Here is an 18510-nt window from a genome sequence, read left to right on the forward strand (position 1 = left end):
TAATGGCATTAAAAATGGGAATAGTTGGTTTACCAAACGTTGGTAAATCAACTTTATTTAACGCAATTACAAATTCACAAGTTGAAGCAGATAATTATCCATTTGCAACAATTAATCCAAATGTTGGGACGGTAGAAGTTCCTGATGAACGAATGGATACTTTAATTACTCTTTGTGCTCCGCACAAAGCAATTCATAGTACCTTTGAATTTTATGATATTGCTGGATTAATTGCGGGAGCTAATAAAGGTGAAGGTTTAGGAAATGCTTTTTTGCAAAATATTCGCGAAACTGATGCAATTTGTATGGTCATCCGTTGTTTTGATAATAAAGATATTACCCACGTTGAAGGAACAATTGATCCAATTCGTGATATTGAAATTATTAATTTAGAATTAATTATTTCTGACAAAGAACAAATTAAAAAACAAATTGATAAAATTAGCAAAAAAGCACAAACTTTAAAACAAAAAGAAGATGTTTTTGAGTATGAATTATTATTAAAGTTAGCAACAGGATTAGAACAAAATAAATTATTAAAAGATTTAACATTATCAGATGATGAACTAAAAGTAGTAAAGAATTTTAATTTATTAACAATTAAACCTTTTATTTATGTTGCTAATGTTGCAGAAAGTGATTTAAACCAACCAGATAATTTTTATGTTAAAACAGTTAAAGAATATGCTCAACAACAAGCAATTGAAGTCGTTGTTATTTGTGCTAAAATTGAAGAAGAATTATCAGCATTAGAACCAGATGATCGGAAATTATTAATGGCTGATTATGGCATTAAAGAAGCTGGTTTAAGTCAATTAATTAAAAAATCTTATGCTTTATTAGGTTTACAAACATTTTTTACTGCTGGTAAGCAAGAAGTACGAGCATGGACTTTTAAAAAAGGAGCAACAGCACCAATGTGTGCAGGAATCATTCATTCTGACTTTGAACGTGGTTTTATTCGCGCAGAAGTTTATTCGTATGATGATTTAGTGCAATATGGTAGTGAAAAAGCTGTAAAAGAAAATGGTCGGTTAGGAAGCGAAGGAAAAACTTATGTTATGCAAGACGGCGATATATGTTTTTTTAAATTTAATGTTTAGGGAGAAATAATAATGCGAATTGGCAATAGTTATGATTTACATAATTTAAAAGTAGGAACTGGTTTTTATTTAGGGGGAATTTTTATTCCATGCCAATACCAAATTGAGGCTGTTTCTGATGGTGATATTTTGTTACATACAATTAGTGAAGCAATTATTGGAGCCTTAGGATTAGGTGATTTAGGAGAATGGTTTGATGAAATAAATAAAAAACTTAATTCACAATTAATTTTAAAAAAAGCATTAACATTAATGACTGAACAGAATTATCAAATTAGTAATATTGATGCAACAATTATTATTGATGAACCACACTTGCAAAAGCATAAAAAAGCAATTAAAACTAATTTACAAAAATTATTACAAATTACGGCTGAAAAAATTAACTTAAAAGCAACAACTACTGAACAAAATTTTCCAAATATTATCCAAAGTTATACAACATTATTACTTTTAAAGCAAAATGATTAGGTCAAAAGCTAGAATGGGGGATTAAAATGAAACAAAAAGTCAGATTACGTTACGCACCAAGTCCAACGGGATTTTTACATATTGGTAATACAAGAACAGCATTATTTAATTATTTATTTGCAAAACATTATGATGGTGTTTTTGTTCTACGAATTGAAGATACAGATATTGAACGAAATGTTGAAGGAGCGATTGCGTCACAATTAGATAATTTACGTTGATTAGGAATTCAACCAGATGAAACAATTGATCGCCCAGGGACTTATGGACCATATCGACAATTAGAACGGTTAGAACTTTATCAAAAATATGCGCAAAAATTATTAACAACAAAAAAAGCATATTATTGTTTTTGTACACCAGCTGAACTTGAAAAAGACCGTGAAGCACAATTGGCAAAAGGATATTTTTCACCACGTTATAATCGCAAATGTTGACAATTAACTTCTGAACAAATTGCTGAAAAATTAGCAAAACAAAGTCCATATAATTTACGTTTTTTCGTTCCTGATGAAGCAAGTTATGATTTTAATGATTTAGTCCGCGGTCCTGTTCATTTTGAAGGAAAAGATATTGGCGATTGAGTTATTTTAAAATCAAATGGAATTCCAACTTATAATTTTGCGGTCGTAATTGATGATATGTTAATGGAAATTAGTCATGTTGTTCGGGGAGAAGAACATATTTCTAATACACCAAAACAATTAATGATTTACGAAGCATTTAATGCTAAGCCACCAATTTTTGCTCATTTAACCTTAATTGTTAATGAGCAACATAAAAAGTTGTCAAAACGAGATAGTCATTTAATGCAATTTATTAGCCAATATCGAACATTAGGATATTTACCAACAGCAATTTTTAATTTTATTAGTTTATTAGGATGATCGCTTCCGGGCACTGTTGAAATTTTTAGTCATGATGAATTAATTAAAATTTTTGATGAAACGCGGTTTAGTAAATCGTCAAGTATGTTTGATGTTAAAAAATTAACTTGAATGAATAATTATTATCTTAAAGCAATGAATGATGAGGATTATCTAACTTTTGTTCGACCTTTTTTAGCAGAAAGCTATGATTTAACAAAAAAAACATCAGAATGAGTAAATATGTTATTATTAATTTATAAAAAAGAACTTCAATATGGTGCAGAAATTGTGACCTTAACAAAACCATTTTTTGAACCAACAACAAAGTTATCAATGGTAACGCAAGCAGTGTTAACAGAATTGAGCGGTTATGAAGAAATGATAACATCTTTTAAAACAGCGTTAAGTCAATTGCCAGTTTGAGATGAACCAAATATTAAGCAATTAATTAGTAAAATGGGGGAACAATATGCTATGAAAGGAAAGAATTTATTTATGCCAATTAGAATTTTTACTTCTCATCAAGAACATGGACCAGAACTAGCCAAGGTTATTTATTTATTAGGGAAAGAACAAGTAATTAATAATATTACTAAATTACAATAACGAAAAAATGAAATTACCACTAACAATCCGAGATAGTGTTCATGGCGATATTGAAATTAATGAAGAAATTACCGTAAAATTAATTAATACTCCAGAATTTCAACGCTTGCGTCGCATTAGTCAATTAGCAGGGGGGCAATTTGTTTTTCCAAGTGCGTCGCATACGCGTTTTTCACATTGTATTGGTGTTTATCATTTAGTTAGTAAAATGTTAGAAACAGCAAGTTTTCAAGAAATGTATAGTACGCATGAACGATTATTGGTTAAATTAGCAGGATTACTGCATGATGTTGGTCATGGTCCATTTTCACATACATTTGAAATGACTAATCATATCACAAAACAGAATATTAATCATGAAGATTATTCGTCTTTATTAATTAAAAATCCAACAACAAATATTAATAAAATCTTAGCGGTTGAATTTAGTCCAGAAGAAATTAATGAACTATGTATGATGATTGAAGGTAGACATCCGGACGGGGTTTTATCATCGTTAGTATCTTCACAATTAGATGCTGACCGAATGGATTATTTATTACGTGATGGACAAACAAGTGGTGTAGGTTATAGTCATGTTGATACACAGTGAATTATTCGGCATTTATTTATTAAAGATAAAAAGATTGTTTTTCCGTTAAAAGTACAGTATGCAATTGAATCATTTTTAATTGGCCGTTATCATATGTATAAGCAAATTTATTTACATTCACTAAGCATTGGATTTGATTTAACTTTTCAAATGATGTTCAAACGATTGTATGATTTATATCATAGCAATTATCAATTTAAAAATAAAGTAATAATTACTTTATTAATTCCACTGTTGGAAGGAAAAATGATGAATTCAGATCAATATTGTACATTAGATGATTATACATTATTTACATATTTAAAAATGTTAGAAAATGAAAATGATGAAATTTTAGTTACATTAATTGAAATGTTCACGACGCGAAATTTTTTGCAAAAAATAAACCCAGTAAAAAGAAATTTCAAAGAAATTAAAAATAATTTGATAAAAAAATATAAAAACCATTATAATTACTTTATGGTTGAATATAACCTAAAACCAGTTAAATTATATGATAGTGATACTAAACCAATTTATATTGATACATCAAAAGGAATTAAATGCATTATGGAAGTTTCAGAAGTCTTAGCATTTAAAAATAATAATAAAAAGACAGCAACAACAATTTGATTTTCAATTGGAGAAAAATATGAGAATGATTAATAAGAAAGATTTAAATTAATGAACGATAATGTAGAGTTATTAGAATTAGTGTATTCATATTTAAAAAAGAAAAAAAATAGCGATACTTTTGAAAATATTTGAAATGATATTGCATCAAAAAGTGATGTAACAGTTCAAGGAGCCAGCAAAGAAGATGTCATTGCAGAATTATATACTGATTTGGTGTTAGATAATCGTTTTGTGTTGACAAGTGAAGGTATGTGAGGGTTACGTGAATTCTTAAAATATGATGAAATTAAAAAACAATATGATTATACTGACCAGTTTGAAACAACAGAAGAATTTGAAGATATTGATTTAGATGAAGAAGATGAAGAGGAAAATGATGAAGAAGAATCATTAATTGATACTCTTGATTTTGATGATACATTAGATGATGATAACGAGGAAGATGATTTTGTTGAAATAGAAGTTGATGATGATTTAATTGAAAATGATTATTCTATTGATGATGACGATGAAACAGTAGCAGCTAAATTGGGTATTACAGAAGAAATTGACTGAAAAGCTCTTGAAAAAGAAATGGAAGAAAATAATTAATACCAAGATTAAAGAGTGTTAGAAGTGACAACCATGTTAATTTCTAAACTCTTTTTAATTTGAGGATGAAAGGATGATAAGACAATGGCAAAATATATTTTTGTAACTGGTGGAGTTGTCAGTGGCTCAGGGAAAGGCATTACAGCTTCTTCAATTGGTGTTTTATTAAAAGCAAGTGGATTAAATGTTTTTATGCAAAAATTTGATCCATATTTAAATGTTGACCCTGGAACAATGAGTCCTTATCAACATGGTGAAGTTTTTGTAACAGCAGATGGTGCTGAAAACAGATTTAGATTTAGGACATTATGAACGTTTTATTGATGAAAATTTAACAAAAGAATCAAATATTACTTCAGGACGAATATATAAAAATGTAATTGAAAAAGAACGCCGTGGCGAATATGAAGGTAGGACAGTTCAAGTTGTTCCCCATTTTACTAATGAAATTAAAAAGAAAGTTTATCATGCGGCATCAACATCAAAAGCAGATATTATTATTACTGAAATTTGGGGGACAGTTAGGGATATTGAATCGTTGCCTTTTATTAAAGCAATTCGTCAAGTTCGCATGGAACAAGGACGAGAAAATGTTATTTATATGCATGTTTCATTAGTTCCATATATTAAAAATGCAAAAGGGATTTTGGTTCCTGGTGGTTTTGAAGGGAAAATTTTAGCATGTCAATTTGCTTGTGAAAATAAAATTCCATTCTTTGAAATTTGTTTTGGGATGCAAGCAGCTGTAATTGATTTTACCCGTAATGTTTGTCACATTCAGGATGCTAATTCTTCAGAATTAACAGAAACAAAAAATGCAATTATTTATATTATTCGTGGCAAGGATAAAACCGATGCTTTAGGAGAAACATTACGCTTAGGTAATTATAAGACAACTTTAGTTCCAAACACATTAGTACATAAGTTATATGGGAAAGATGAGATTTTGGAACGTCATCGCCATCGTTATGAAGTTAATAATGATTTTCGTGAACAATTAGCACAAGCAGGATTAGTATTTAGTGGTCTTTATGCTGAGAAAAACTTAGTGGAAGTTATTGAAATCCCAAACCATCCTTTTTATCTTGCTACACAATATCATCCTGAGTTTACTTCTCAGCCAAATAAACCAAATCCATTATTTAATGGTTTTGTGCAAGCAGTAATTAACAATAAATAAGATGAAAAATTTGAAAAAATAGGTAGATTTATATTAAGATTAAACCGTAGAAAGGTTGGAAATAAGTTATGAGTGGTACAAATTATCGAACACTAGCGATTGTTGGGAGCCAGTGGGGTGATGAAGGAAAAGGCAAAATTACTGATTATTTTGCTCAACAAGCAGATGTTATTGTTCGTTGAGCTGGTGGTGATAATGCTGGACATACAATTGTCATTAAAGGAACAAAATATAAGTTAAGTATTGTTCCTTCTGGTGTTTTTAATAAAAAATCAATTAATGTAATTGGGAATGGTTGTGTTGTTAATTTACGTAAATTAGTTAGTGAAATTAATTATTTACAAGAACATGGTTTTGATTGTAAAAATTTACGAATTAGTGATCGTGCCCATTTAATTTTTCCATATCATATGAAAATTGATGAATTGCAAGAAGAGTATCGCCAAAAAGATTCAATTGGAACAACAAAAAAAGGAATTGGTCCTTGTTATCAAGATAAAGCAGAACGAATTGGGATTAGATTAGGTGATTTATTTGATGAAAAAGGATTTTTACAAAAATTAGAAAATAATTTAAAATTTAAAAATGAAGTTTTAACAAAAGTTTTTAATAGTGAAGGATTTGACCCAAAATTAATTTGAAAAGAATATTTGGCATTATTTCAACAAATTAAAACACTAGTAACTGATACTTCAATTTTAGTTGATAATGCAATTCATACGCATCAAAAAGTTTTGTTTGAAGGCGCACAAGGAGTAATGTTAGACTTAGATCATGGTACTTATCCTTTTGTTACGTCATCAAATCCAACAGCAGCTTCAATTTCGGTTGGTGTTGGGATTGCACCGCGTTATATTAATAATGTTTTAGGAATTGTTAAAGCATATAATACTCGTGTTGGAACCGGGCCATTTCCATCAGAAATTTTTGGCGAAGTTGAAACATATATTCGTGAAACAGGACGTGAATATGGGACTGTATCGGGGCGTGCGCGCCGAATTGGATGATTTGATGGTATTTTAATGAAACATTCGTTGCGAATTAGTGGTTATACTAGTATGGCAATTATGTTATTAGATGTTTTAGCTACTATTAAGGAATTAAAAATTTGTATTGGCTATGAATATCAAGGACAACAAATTGATTATGTTCCAAGTACAATTAAAGAATATGAGATGTGTAAACCAATTTTAATAACAATGCCAGGCTGAGATGAGGACATTAGTAATGTTACAACATTTGAAGATTTACCACATAATGCTCAACAATATTTAATGAAGTTAGAAGAAATCGTTGGTGTTCCAATTAGTTTATTTTCTGTTGGTCCTGACCGTGAACAAACTATTTTAATGAATAAGGAGATTTTTTAATGATTGAACGTTATTTTGTTCCAGAGATTGGAAAAATTTGAAGTGATGAAAATAAATATAATACCTGAGCAAAAGTAGAATTATTGGTTTGTGAAGGATGGACACAATTAGGATTAATTCCCACAACAGATATTGAAAAAATTAAAACTAATTTAACAGTAAACTTACCACGAATGTTAGAACTGGAAGTTGAAACAAAGCATGATGTTGTTGCTTTTACTAGAATGTTATCAGAAACATTGGGACCAGAAAAAAAATGAATTCATTATGGTTTAACATCAACTGATATTGTTGATACTAGTCAAAATTATTTGATTAAAGAATCAAACTATATTATTAAAAAATATATGCTTGAATTAAAAGAAGCGTTAAAAGAAAAAGCTCTTACTTATAAAAATCAATTAATTATGGGTCGTACCCATGGAATGTTCGCCGAACCAACCTCATTAGGATTAAAATTTTTACTTTGATATGTTGAATTAGAGCGTAATATTACGCGATTTGATGCTGCAGGTTCAGCAATTGCTGTTGCAAAAATATCAGGTTCAGTTGGTAATTTTGCGCATGTTGAAGTTCAAGTTGAAGAATATGTGGCAAAACAATTAGGGCTAAACCTTGACCCAATTACAACGCAAGTAACATCACGTGATTATCATATTGCATTATTTACAAGTTTTAGTCAAATTGCTAGTTTGTTAGAAAAAATGGCGCTTGAATTTCGCCATTTCCAACGTTCAGAAGTGGCTGAAATTGCGGAAGGATTTATCAAAAGTCAAAAAGGTTCATCTTCAATGCCACATAAAAAAAATCCAATTAGTGCGGAAAATATTGCTGGTTTAGCTCGTTTAGTGCGTAGTAATATGAATGTTACATTTGAAAATAACTTATTATGACATGAGCGTGATATTTCCCATAGTAGTAATGAACGAATTATTATTCCCGACACATATCATTTAGTAGTTTATTTATTGAAACGAATGATCGGTGTTATTAATAATTTGGTTGTTAGTCCGGAGAAAATTATTGAACATTTACAACAAGCCAATCAAATTTATTTTAGTCAAGTTGTTTTAACAAATATTTTAAAAGAAACTAATTATTCACGTGAAGAAGTTTATGATTTTATTCAAAAATGTACTTTAATCGCACAACAACAGCAAATTGATTTTAAAAATGTTTTGATTGATAATAATATAGCAAAATATTTAGCCTTACCAAAATTAGAAAAATTATTTGATAACAATTATTTTTTACGAAATATTGAACAGATTTATCAACGAGTGCTAAATTAAAAAAGGAGCGAGATAATGAAGTTAATTGTGGGTTTGGGGAATCCAGGTAATGAATATACTTATACAAGACATAATATTGGTTTTTTAGCCATTGCTAAGTTGGTAGATAAATTTAATTTAGCAAAGTCAAAAAATGCTTTTAATGCTTTAATATGAGAAACAACAATTAACAACGAGAAAGTTCTTTTTTGTCAACCACAGACTTTTATGAATATAAGTGGATTTGCAGTTTATCAAATTAAACAATTTTATAAATTAACATTAGAAGATATTATTGTCATTTATGATGATAAAGATATTCCTTTCAATGTTATTAAGTTAAAAAAGAATGGTTCAAGTGCTGGTCATAATGGAATTAAAGATTTAATTCAAAAACTAGGTAGCGAAAATTTTTTACGGATTCGTTTAGGAATTGGTAAAGATGTCCAAATTCCAACCCGAAACTGAGTACTAGGAAAGTTTTCTCCTAGTCAGTTAGAACTTATTAATAATGATTTATTAGAAAGAGTTTATCAAATTATGGTGCAATATTTAGAAAAAGCAACTAGTTTTGATAAATTAATGAGTCTTTATAATGGCAAATAAAATTAAACAATATAGTTTTAAAAGTAATAATCCGAAAATTTACTTAATTGCAACTCCAATTGGTAATTTGCAAGAAATGACACCACGAGCAATTGAAGTTATTAAACATGATGTTCAAAAAATTTATTGTGAAGATACGCGGAACACAATTAAACTATTAAATTATTTTAATTGTAAAAAACAGTTAATTTCTTTAAATAAAGAAAATGAAATGCAACGCTTAACAGAAATGTTAAATGATTTAGCACAAAACTTATCAATTGCAATTATTAGTGATGCCGGTTATCCACTGATTAGTGATCCAGGTTATTATGCTGTTAACCATATTTTGGAACATTATCCCTATGATGTAATTCCGATTAGTGGTGCTAATGCTGCTTTAAACGCCATTGTTAGTTCGGGTCTTAATCCGCACCATTTTTTATTTTTTGGTTTTTTAAATAAAGCAAAAACAAAAAAAATTAATGAGTTAGAACAACTGCTATCATTTCCATATCCTATTATTTTTTATGAAGCACCGCATCGAATTTTAGAAACATTAAAAATAGTTAAATCAGTTTTTGGTGAGCGTAAAATTGTCATTGGTAAGGAAATTACAAAAATTCATGAGCAATGATATCGTGGACAGTTAAGTGAAGTGCTTTTGTTTTTACAACAAGAAGAAAATGCTGCTTTTGGTGAGTATGTCCTTGTTGTTGATGGGGCGGCGAATCTTCCAGTTCCTATTATTGCAGATGAAATTTTAGTTGCCGAAATTGACCAATTAATTACAAAGCAAAATTATCGCGTTAAACAAGCAATTGATTTTGTTGCAAATAAATATAAAATTAGTAAAAATGTTTTATACAATAAATATCATCAACAAAAGGAGCACGATGGAAAAAACAGAACGAATTAAACACTTAGTGTTTTGTAGCATTCTCTTTAGCTTAGAAATTATTGTTTTACTCTTAACTTATTTTTATAGTTTAATTTATTATCAATTAAATTGATTAAGTTATTTATGATATTTTGTTAGTTGATAAAGTGTCAAAACTGATTTTTTAATTTTATTATTTGCCTTCGGAGGATTAATTTACTTTACAAAATTACAAAATTGTCATTTTGTAACAAACCAGTTTTTTATTTTATACATTGTCTTTGCTGCCTTGTTAACATTTTTATTTTTTACACTTGTGACAGTTATCGGTACCATTACTGGTGAAAAGTTTACTGCCAGTTGGCATAGCCTCGCAATTTATTGAATTAGTACAACAGTGCAGCATTGATTGTGTCCCGCGATTTTCATTATCTATTTTTGCATTGTGGTTGAAAAAGAATGTATTAATTATAAAAATTTTTATTTACAAAAGTTATATAAGTTTTATCTTCATCCAATTTTTTATACTATTTTTATTGCTGTTCGGGAGGGAGTTTTATTATTAATTCCAATTGATGAAAAATTGTGAAATTATAGTATGCCAGCAAATAACTACTATGTACCATATTTTTTTTTAAAATTTTCGACGGTTAGAATATTATCTTTTATATTTAATTGTGTTAAGTATCATTATTGCTTTATTAATAACATTCGTTGTTAATTTAAATAATTTATTAGTTAACCACCAGAAAATTAAAGAAAGTCAAGAAAAAATAAATTAAATTTAAATAATTCTTATTTTACGGTAAAATTGAAATACATAAAAATTATAGAAGAATAGAGGGATAAAAAATGACAGAACAGAGTAATTTCTGAACAGATGTTGAAAAAGGAATGATGAGTTATTTAACAAAATATATTAATTTTTTTGAAACAGACTATGCAAAAGACACAGCGGAAAAAAATCCAAAAATAGAAGCTTTTTTAGCAGGAGCAAAGTTTAAAACTAATTTTGAAGATTTATTTAATTTTGTGAAAACAGAAATCAAACCATTATTTGATGATATTAGAGCAGAATATTTACAAGATAAAAAACCAGAAGAAATTGATCAGAAAAAAGTTACAACATTAATTGAAGTAAGCAAATTATTTAACGCAATTATTCCATTACCACGATTTTTAAATGATTTTATGACTAGTGCAAAAGAAACTAGTCCGGTTGATTTAAATAAACTTTTTGTAAATATGATGAAAGTAGAAATTGGTGAATTAACAAAAATTTATGATGATGAGATTAAAGAACTTGACCCAGCGCTTGATAAATGTTTAAAAGAGATTAATAATGCTAATGATGCCTTGGAAATTTGAAATTTAGTAAATCAATTAGGTTTATTTTTACAACGTGATATTATGTTAACTGATTTTTCTCCTGAAAAAGAAGAAGAAAAATTAAAAGGACAATTAGCAAATATTGATCAAATTGAAAAAGATTATAATGATGGAAAAATTAAATTACCAGAATTTAATAAAGAAAAAATTATTGAAGAGGTCCAAGCATATCATAATTTTGTCATTGCATTAAGTCCGGGAAAACGATTAGAAATTGCTGAAAAAACAACAGAATATCGTAATAAAGTCGTTCCTTTAGTTCAAATTATTCAATGCTTACATGATTTATTAATTAATATCTTAACTGCAACAAATATCATTAACACAGCAAAACAATAAAAATTTATTGTTTTTTTATTTCTAGTGATAAAAAAATAATAAAAAACTTTAAAGACTTGTTTTTAAAATTAAAAAGAATAATATAAAAGTATAAGGATAAAAAAAGTAAACAATGGCATTTTTATTTATGCAATATCGAAAAGTGTATTGTTTAAATATATTTGATAAAAGGATAGCATAATCAATTTTAAGTATATTTATTTAAATGGCATTAAAGGACATTACAATTTGATAGGTATTCTGTGTATTTAACAGTAATTTGCATTTTTTTAGTTTTGCATGTTTATCTTTAATTTTTATTAAAGGATTTTAATAAAAATGGACGTAGAAAGAGAAAGAGGACAAGTAACATGACAGAAAAATATGATATTAATGTTTATTCAGAAATAGGTAATTTAAAAACAGTATTGTTACATCGCCCTGGTGATGAATTAGCTAATTTATCACCAAATTTATTGGAACGATTATTGTTTGATGATACACAAGATTTAGCAGTTGCACAAAAAGAACATGACTTTTTTGCGCAAACTTTTAGGAACTTAGGTGTTGAGGTGTTGTATATTGAAAAATTAGTCGCTGAAGTTTTAGACACTGATTCAAAAATGCGGCAAGAATTACTAGAACAGTTTTTAAAAGAATCTGGTGCAAAAGAAGAATACATTAGTAAGTTACGTACTTATTTAGGCAAATTAGATAATCAAGATCTTGTTAATAAAATGATAGCATGGGTAACAAAATACGAGTTAGGAGTAGAAATTACAAATAATTATCCGCTAGCGGTTGATCCAATGCCAAATATTTTATTCCAACGTGATCCATTTGCATCAATTGGAAATAGAGCAACTATTCATAAAATGTTTACGGTTACTATAAATCGTGAAACATTATTTTCTGATGTTGTTTTAAGACATCACCCCCGTTTTAAAGGAAAAATTAATTTTTGATATGATCGTAATGAAAAAGAAACTTTAGAAGGTGGAGACATTTTAGTTTTAAATGCAAAAACATTAATTATTGGTGTTTCACAAAGGACATCAATGGAAGCTATTAAAATAGTAGCAAAAAATCTAATTGAAAATGATTCAGTTAGTTATGAAAAAGTTATTGCATTAGATTTAAAAACAAAAAATCGTGCTTTTATGCATTTAGATACTGTTTTTACTAATATTGATTATGATAAATTTATCGCACATCCATTAATTTTTGAAGCAATGGGTGAGTTTAAAATTTTTGAAATTACAAAAAATGGAGTTAAAGAAAGGCATCGTGTAAGTGAAGTGCAATAAATCAACTCAGAAAGGAGTTGATTTATTGCACTTCACTTACACGATGCCAAACAATTAAAGATTATTTATCAGAAGAAGTTGGTAAGCCAGTTCAAATTTTTAAATGTGGTGGAGAAGATCCAATTGTACAGGCAAGAGAACAATGAAATGATGGGACAAATGTTATTACAATTCGTCCTGGTAAAGTGATTGCCTATTCAAGAAATCAAATTACAATTGAAATTTTAAAACAAACTGGTGTTAAAGTGCACGTTATTGATTCAGCTGAATTATCACGTGGACGTGGGGGACCTCATTGTATGTCAATGTCAATTTGAAGAGAGGATATCTAAAATCTTAATATTATATTTTAAAAGGAGAGAAAAAATAATATGGCTGTAAATTTAAAAGGAAGAAGTTTTCTAACTTTATTAGATTTCACGCAAAGAGAAATCTATTATTTATTAGATTTAGTAAGACAATTGAAAGAAGCAAAATATGCTGGAACTGAGCAAAAACCATTAGCTGGAAAATCTGTTGCTTTATTATTTGCAAAAGATTCAACACGAACAAGATGTGCTTTTGAAGTCGGAGCATTTGATTTAGGAATACACCCTGTTTATTTAGGACCAAGTGGTAGTCAAATGGGGAAAAAAGAATCAATTGAGGATACTGCAAAAGTATTAGGAAGAATGTTTGATGGAATTCAATTTCGTGGGTTTAAACAAACTGATGTTGAAGCATTAGCAAAATATTCAGGTGTTTCAGTATGAAATGGATTAACTGATGAATTTCACCCAACGCAAATGTTAGCTGATATTTTAACATTGCAAGAAGAAAAAGGACAACGCAATATGAAAGGGCTAAAATTTGTTTATTTTGGTGATTCTCGTTTTAATATGGCAAATAGTTATATGGTTGTTAGTGCTAAATTAGGAATGCATTTTGTTGCTTGTGCGCCAAAGGATTTATGACCAAATGCAGAATTATTGAAAAAAGTATAAGCAATTGCCAAAGAACATGGTGGGTCAATTACGTTAACTGAAGACCATAAAACAGCGGCAAAAGATGCTGATGCAATTGTCACTGATGTTTGAGTATCAATGGGAGAAGATCCTGCTGTTTGAGGAAAAAGAATTAAGGATTTAACACCATATCAAGTAACAATGGAAAAAATGAAACAAGCAAAAGAAGATGCTATCTTTTTACATTGTTTACCAAGTTTCTATGATGGAAATATGGATACTGTGCAACAAGTGATTAAACAATTTAGTGGAACTGGCGAATTAGAAGTTACTGATGGAGTTTTCCAATCAAAATATTCACGTGTTTTTGAAGAAACAGAAAATCGTTTACATACTATTAAAGCAGTAATGCTAGCAACAATTCGTGGCTAGGTTATTAATTATGAAAGGTTAAAAGGGGTGCAAAAATGGATGTAAAAAAGAAAAAAAGTTTAAATTTAAATTGCCGACAGCATTTACAATTTTATTAGGAATTACACTCTTAATTATTATTGTCTCTTGAATTCCAGGAACAACTGGTTCATGAAAAGATGCTGATGGTGAACTTCACAATAGTAGACCTGCCGGAATTTTTGACTTATTTTTAGCTCCGATGCAAGGATTTAAAAGTAAAGTTGATGTTATTGTCTTTATTTTAGTTTTAGGAGGTTTCTTAGGCATCGCGTTATTGAATCAAAAGCATTAGATGCTGGGATTGGGCGTTTAGTAGCAAAAATGAAAGGCCGTGAAATTTGAATTATTCCAATTGTAATGTTTTTATTTTCAGTTGGTTATACAACTTATGGAATGGGGGAAGAAACAATCGCCTTATACCCAGTTATTATTCCTGTTTTATTAGCTGCTGGTTTTGATGTGTTAACAGCGGTAATGGCAATTTTATTTGGTGCTGGAATTGGTTGTATTGGTTCAACATTAAATTCATTTGTTATCCAAGTTGCTGCTAATGCTGCTAGTGTGTCTGATTTAACATCAACAACAGGAATTATTTGAAGAGCCGTGTCATGATTATTATTGACAGCAGGTGGAATTTCATTTGTTGTTTGATATGCGTTACGTGTTCGTCGTACACCAGGGAAATCACTATTATTTGATAAAAAAGATTTTTATGAAGCAGAATTTGCAATTGTTGATGATTTACCAGCATACAATAATAAACGAAAAGAAATTATGGCGATTTTTATGATTAGTTTTGTCTTAATGATTTTTTCATTAATTGGATGGGATAAATTTTGAATTCCTGTCTTTGTTAATTTTACAAAATTAGTTAGTGAGCATGCCTCATTTATTGCTAATTTCTTTGCTCCATTAAGGCAATGATCATTTATGGAAATTTCAGCATTATTCTTTATTGCATCAATTATTATTGCATTAATTAATTGAAAAGGAGAAGAAAAATACGTTAATAGTTTTATTAGTGGTTCAGCTGATATTCTATCTGTTTGCTTGGTTATTACCCTTGCAGCTTGGATTGGGTTTATTATGACAAATACTGGAATGCAAAACAAATTAGTTAGTGGATTATCTACACCAATGTCAACATTAGGGAAAACAGGCTTTATTATAGCAGTCTTCTTTTTCCTAATTATCTCATTTGTAATTCCATCTAGTTCAGGATTTGCCCAAACTGTTTTCCCAATTTTAGGTCCTATTGCTAATGGGGTAGCAACAGGTTTAACATCAGGAACAATTACTGCCTTTTAATTCGCAAATGGAATTATTAATTTAATTTCACCAACAAGTTCAATTTTAATGGCAGCGTTATCAATTTCAAAAGTTCCTTATGGTAGTTTTATAAAAGCATCATGACCATTAATTGTTGGAATTATTGTTGCAACAATCATCTTGTTAGGAATTGGAACTTTATTACCAATTTCAAACACCACTCCTTGATTCTTAATGCCAATTGAGTAAGCAAATTTTCATTTTAAGAGAAAGGATATGTAAATATGGCAAGAATAGTTGTTGCGTTAGGAGGAAATGCATTAGGAAATTCCCCCAGTGAACAACACGAAATTGTAAAAGATACTGTGAAGGCAATGGTCGACATTATTGAAAATGGTGATGAATTAATTATTGCTCACGGGAATGGACCACAAGTTGGAATGATTAACAATGCTTTTGATGAAGCAGCCCATGTTAATAATAAAATTCCAATGATGCAATTTCCCGAATGTGGAGCAATGTCACAAGCCTATATTGGCTATCATTTGCAAAATGCAATTTTAAATGAATTAAATAAACGTAAAATTAAGAAAAATGTTGTAACAATTGTAACACAAGTTGAAGTTGACCAGAAAGATCCTGCTTTTAATAATCCAACAAAGCCAATTGGCGCATTTTATCCTGAAGCAGAGGCAAAAGCATTAGCTAAAAAAAATGACTTTACTGTTAAGGAAGATGCTGGACGGGGATGACGCCGAGTAATTGCATCACCACAACCAATTGATATTGTTGAAAAAGAAATTATCGAAGATTTAATTAAGCAAGGACATATTGTAATTATCGTTGGTGGTGGAGGTATTCCCGTTGTGAAAACAGGGACTGCTTATCAAGGAGTTCCTTCTGTTATTGATAAAGATTTTGCTAGTGCAAAGTTAGCAGAATTAATTAAAGCTGATAAATTGATGATTTTAACAGCGGTAGCAAAAGTTGCAATCAACTATGGAAAACATAACCAACAAGCATTAGATGTTTTAACTTTAACTGCAGCGGAAAAATATATTACAGAAAATCAATTTGCGCCAGGTAGTATGTTACCAAAAGTACAAGCTGCAATGAAGTTTGCTAGTTCTGGATTGCAAAAAATAGCAATCATTGCTGAATTAGCACAAGCTAAAGCAGCATTAGCTGGTAAATCTGGTATAACAATTAGTAAATAAATTCATAGGAATTATTTAAACTTTTTTTCTAAAAATTACACTTTGTAGGAAGTATAATTAAGAAAAAAAGGTTTTTATTATCGTAAAGTTAATAAGAATAAGGGTTAAATAGCAATTAGAAATTTTTTTAAAAAAAAAAAAAAATTTTCTCAAAATTTGAGTAATAATTAAATTAAGAAAAAACAATTAATCAAACTGTTTATTAATAGCTTATAAAATAATAAAATTTAATACAACCATCATTTCAAGGAAGAAAAATGTGATATAATCAAGTCTAAAACAATAGAAAATATTAACTATTTTATGCACAGAGGTAAAGAATGAAAGAGAATTTAAATAGTATTCAACATCAAATATTAATACAAGAAGATAATTTGGATAATTTTGTTACTGATTTATATTATTTTAGTACACTATTAGAAACCTTAAAAAAAAAGATTTTAAAAATCATTTAACAGATTTAACCAGGTTAAAAAAATAATTCATTGCCATTGTTAAGACCAATGAGTGAAGTTGCTGTAAGGTTAGCAGTTGCTAATGCAATGTATTTTATGTTTAAAACAACTGGTGGTAGTGGTTTATTAATGAATGGAACACCTGGAACAGAACGAGCGAAGGTTACTGTTATTGGTGGTGGTGTTGCTAGAACAGCTGCAGCAAATATGGCAGCAAGCATTGGCTGTTATGTTACATTAATTGAATTTAATGAAAATAGAATTTGACAATTGTATCACTTGTTTGGCAAACAAGTCCATATTTTAAAATCTAACCATGCTAATATTGAAAAATCAGTTTTAGCAAGTGATTTTGTTATTTCAACGGTTTTAATCCCAGGAGCATCAGCACCAAAATTAGTAACGGAAGAAATGGTTAAAAAAATGAAAAAAAAAAAAAAAATAGTATTATTATTGATGTTGCTATTGACCAAGGTGGTAGTGTTGAAACAATTACTAAGGCAACAACCCATGATAATCCAACTTTCATTATGCATGATGTCATTCATTACTCAGTAACAAATATGCCAGGGGCAGTCCCAAAAACAAGTACAATTGTTTTAACAAATGCCACAATCCAATATGTTCTAGCAATTGCGAATACTGATTTTAAAACATTATGCAAAACACATCCGCCAATTCGAAAAGGAGTTCAGACAGTTGAAGGTAAACTTGTTTTTGCCCCAGTTGCGGAAGCACATAACTTGGAATATGTTTATGTATTATCAATTTGTTAATTATTAATTTAGTAAAGTAAAAAAGTGAACATCTAAAATAAAGTAGACATAAAAAATAAAAATTATATTAAAACTTTATTAAAAAGATGTTCTTTTTATATGAAAAAGTGGAAAAACAGTAAAATTACTTTAAAAGGAATATAATATTTCACGAAATACCATTTATTTATGAATTAAAACATATAATTTAAAAGGTGAAAAAAAGTTTAGAATGAAGTCACGAAACACAAGTTAAAAACATAAAAAGGA

The 18510-nt window shown here is 28.9% G+C and carries 15 protein-coding genes and 4 pseudogenes; all 19 read left to right on the forward strand.

Annotation, left to right across the window (positions count from 1 at the left end; all coding sequences use genetic code 4):
- Nucleotides 1–2 precede the first annotated feature (2 nt).
- The 19 genes and pseudogenes from ychF (at nucleotide 3) to ABNT63_RS02470 (ending at nucleotide 18261) form a co-directional block, all read left to right on the forward strand.
- Nucleotides 3–1103: a redox-regulated ATPase YchF gene (ychF, locus tag ABNT63_RS02380; protein WP_348736259.1), complete on the forward strand. Its 1101-nt coding sequence runs from the start codon at nucleotides 3–5 to the stop codon at nucleotides 1101–1103.
- A 12-nt stretch (nucleotides 1104–1115) separates the two neighbouring features.
- Nucleotides 1116–1574, forward strand: coding sequence for a 2-C-methyl-D-erythritol 2,4-cyclodiphosphate synthase (ispF, locus tag ABNT63_RS02385; RefSeq protein WP_348736260.1), 459 nt, complete (start codon nucleotides 1116–1118; stop codon nucleotides 1572–1574).
- A 26-nt stretch (nucleotides 1575–1600) separates the two neighbouring features.
- Nucleotides 1601–3049: a glutamate--tRNA ligase gene (gene gltX / locus ABNT63_RS02390; RefSeq protein WP_348736261.1), complete on the forward strand. Its 1449-nt coding sequence runs from the start codon at nucleotides 1601–1603 to the stop codon at nucleotides 3047–3049.
- A 7-nt stretch (nucleotides 3050–3056) separates the two neighbouring features.
- Nucleotides 3057–4286, forward strand: coding sequence for an HD domain-containing protein (locus ABNT63_RS02395; protein ID WP_348736262.1), 1230 nt, complete (start codon nucleotides 3057–3059; stop codon nucleotides 4284–4286).
- Between the two features lie 18 nt (nucleotides 4287–4304).
- The gene (rpoE, locus tag ABNT63_RS02400; protein WP_348736263.1) at nucleotides 4305–4847 is read left to right on the forward strand and encodes a DNA-directed RNA polymerase subunit delta; all 543 of its coding nucleotides are present in this window, start codon (nucleotides 4305–4307) and stop codon (nucleotides 4845–4847) included.
- Between the two features lie 84 nt (nucleotides 4848–4931).
- Nucleotides 4932–6027, forward strand: a pseudogene (locus tag ABNT63_RS02405) (CTP synthase).
- A 68-nt stretch (nucleotides 6028–6095) separates the two neighbouring features.
- On the forward strand, nucleotides 6096–7397 hold the full coding sequence (locus ABNT63_RS02410; RefSeq protein ID WP_348736264.1) for an adenylosuccinate synthase: 1302 nt from the start codon (nucleotides 6096–6098) through the stop codon (nucleotides 7395–7397).
- A complete protein-coding gene (purB, locus tag ABNT63_RS02415) occupies nucleotides 7397–8689 on the forward strand; it encodes an adenylosuccinate lyase (RefSeq protein ID WP_348736265.1) in 1293 nt (430 codons plus the stop codon). Before ABNT63_RS02410 ends, purB begins: the two co-directional genes overlap by 1 nt.
- A 15-nt stretch (nucleotides 8690–8704) precedes the next feature.
- Nucleotides 8705–9274: an aminoacyl-tRNA hydrolase gene (gene pth, locus ABNT63_RS02420; protein ID WP_348736266.1), complete on the forward strand. Its 570-nt coding sequence runs from the start codon at nucleotides 8705–8707 to the stop codon at nucleotides 9272–9274.
- Nucleotides 9264–10172, forward strand: coding sequence for a 16S rRNA (cytidine(1402)-2'-O)-methyltransferase (gene rsmI, locus ABNT63_RS02425; RefSeq protein ID WP_348736267.1), 909 nt, complete (start codon nucleotides 9264–9266; stop codon nucleotides 10170–10172). Before pth ends, rsmI begins: the two co-directional genes overlap by 11 nt.
- 813 nt (nucleotides 10173–10985) lie before the next feature.
- Nucleotides 10986–11861, forward strand: coding sequence for a hypothetical protein (locus ABNT63_RS02430; RefSeq protein ID WP_348736268.1), 876 nt, complete (start codon nucleotides 10986–10988; stop codon nucleotides 11859–11861).
- Between the two features lie 350 nt (nucleotides 11862–12211).
- Nucleotides 12212–13479: pseudogene (locus ABNT63_RS02435) on the forward strand (arginine deiminase).
- Between the two features lie 39 nt (nucleotides 13480–13518).
- Nucleotides 13519–14523: pseudogene (argF, locus tag ABNT63_RS02440) on the forward strand (ornithine carbamoyltransferase).
- Nucleotides 14524–14593: 70 nt separating this feature from the next.
- Complete coding sequence (locus tag ABNT63_RS02445) at nucleotides 14594–14836, forward strand: hypothetical protein (protein WP_348736269.1); 243 nt, start codon at nucleotides 14594–14596, stop codon at nucleotides 14834–14836.
- A gap of 29 nt (nucleotides 14837–14865) precedes the next feature.
- Nucleotides 14866–16062: pseudogene (locus ABNT63_RS02450) on the forward strand (YfcC family protein).
- A 35-nt stretch (nucleotides 16063–16097) separates the two neighbouring features.
- Nucleotides 16098–17030 (forward strand): carbamate kinase, encoded by a 933-nt coding sequence (gene arcC / locus ABNT63_RS02455; RefSeq protein ID WP_348736270.1) that lies wholly within the window; start codon nucleotides 16098–16100, stop codon nucleotides 17028–17030.
- Between the two features lie 320 nt (nucleotides 17031–17350).
- Nucleotides 17351–17485, forward strand: coding sequence for a hypothetical protein (locus ABNT63_RS02460; protein WP_348736271.1), 135 nt, complete (start codon nucleotides 17351–17353; stop codon nucleotides 17483–17485).
- A 36-nt stretch (nucleotides 17486–17521) separates the two neighbouring features.
- Nucleotides 17522–18043, forward strand: coding sequence for a hypothetical protein (locus tag ABNT63_RS02465; RefSeq protein WP_348736272.1), 522 nt, complete (start codon nucleotides 17522–17524; stop codon nucleotides 18041–18043).
- Nucleotides 17977–18261, forward strand: coding sequence for a hypothetical protein (locus ABNT63_RS02470; RefSeq protein WP_348737132.1), 285 nt, complete (start codon nucleotides 17977–17979; stop codon nucleotides 18259–18261). The genes ABNT63_RS02465 and ABNT63_RS02470 overlap by 67 nt, the downstream gene beginning before the upstream one ends.
- Nucleotides 18262–18510: the final 249 nt, after the last annotated feature.

Origin of the sequence: Spiroplasma endosymbiont of Ammophila pubescens, from assembly GCF_964020965.1 — a bacterium.
GTDB lineage: Bacteria > Bacillota_I > Bacilli_A > Mycoplasmatales > Mycoplasmataceae > Spiroplasma.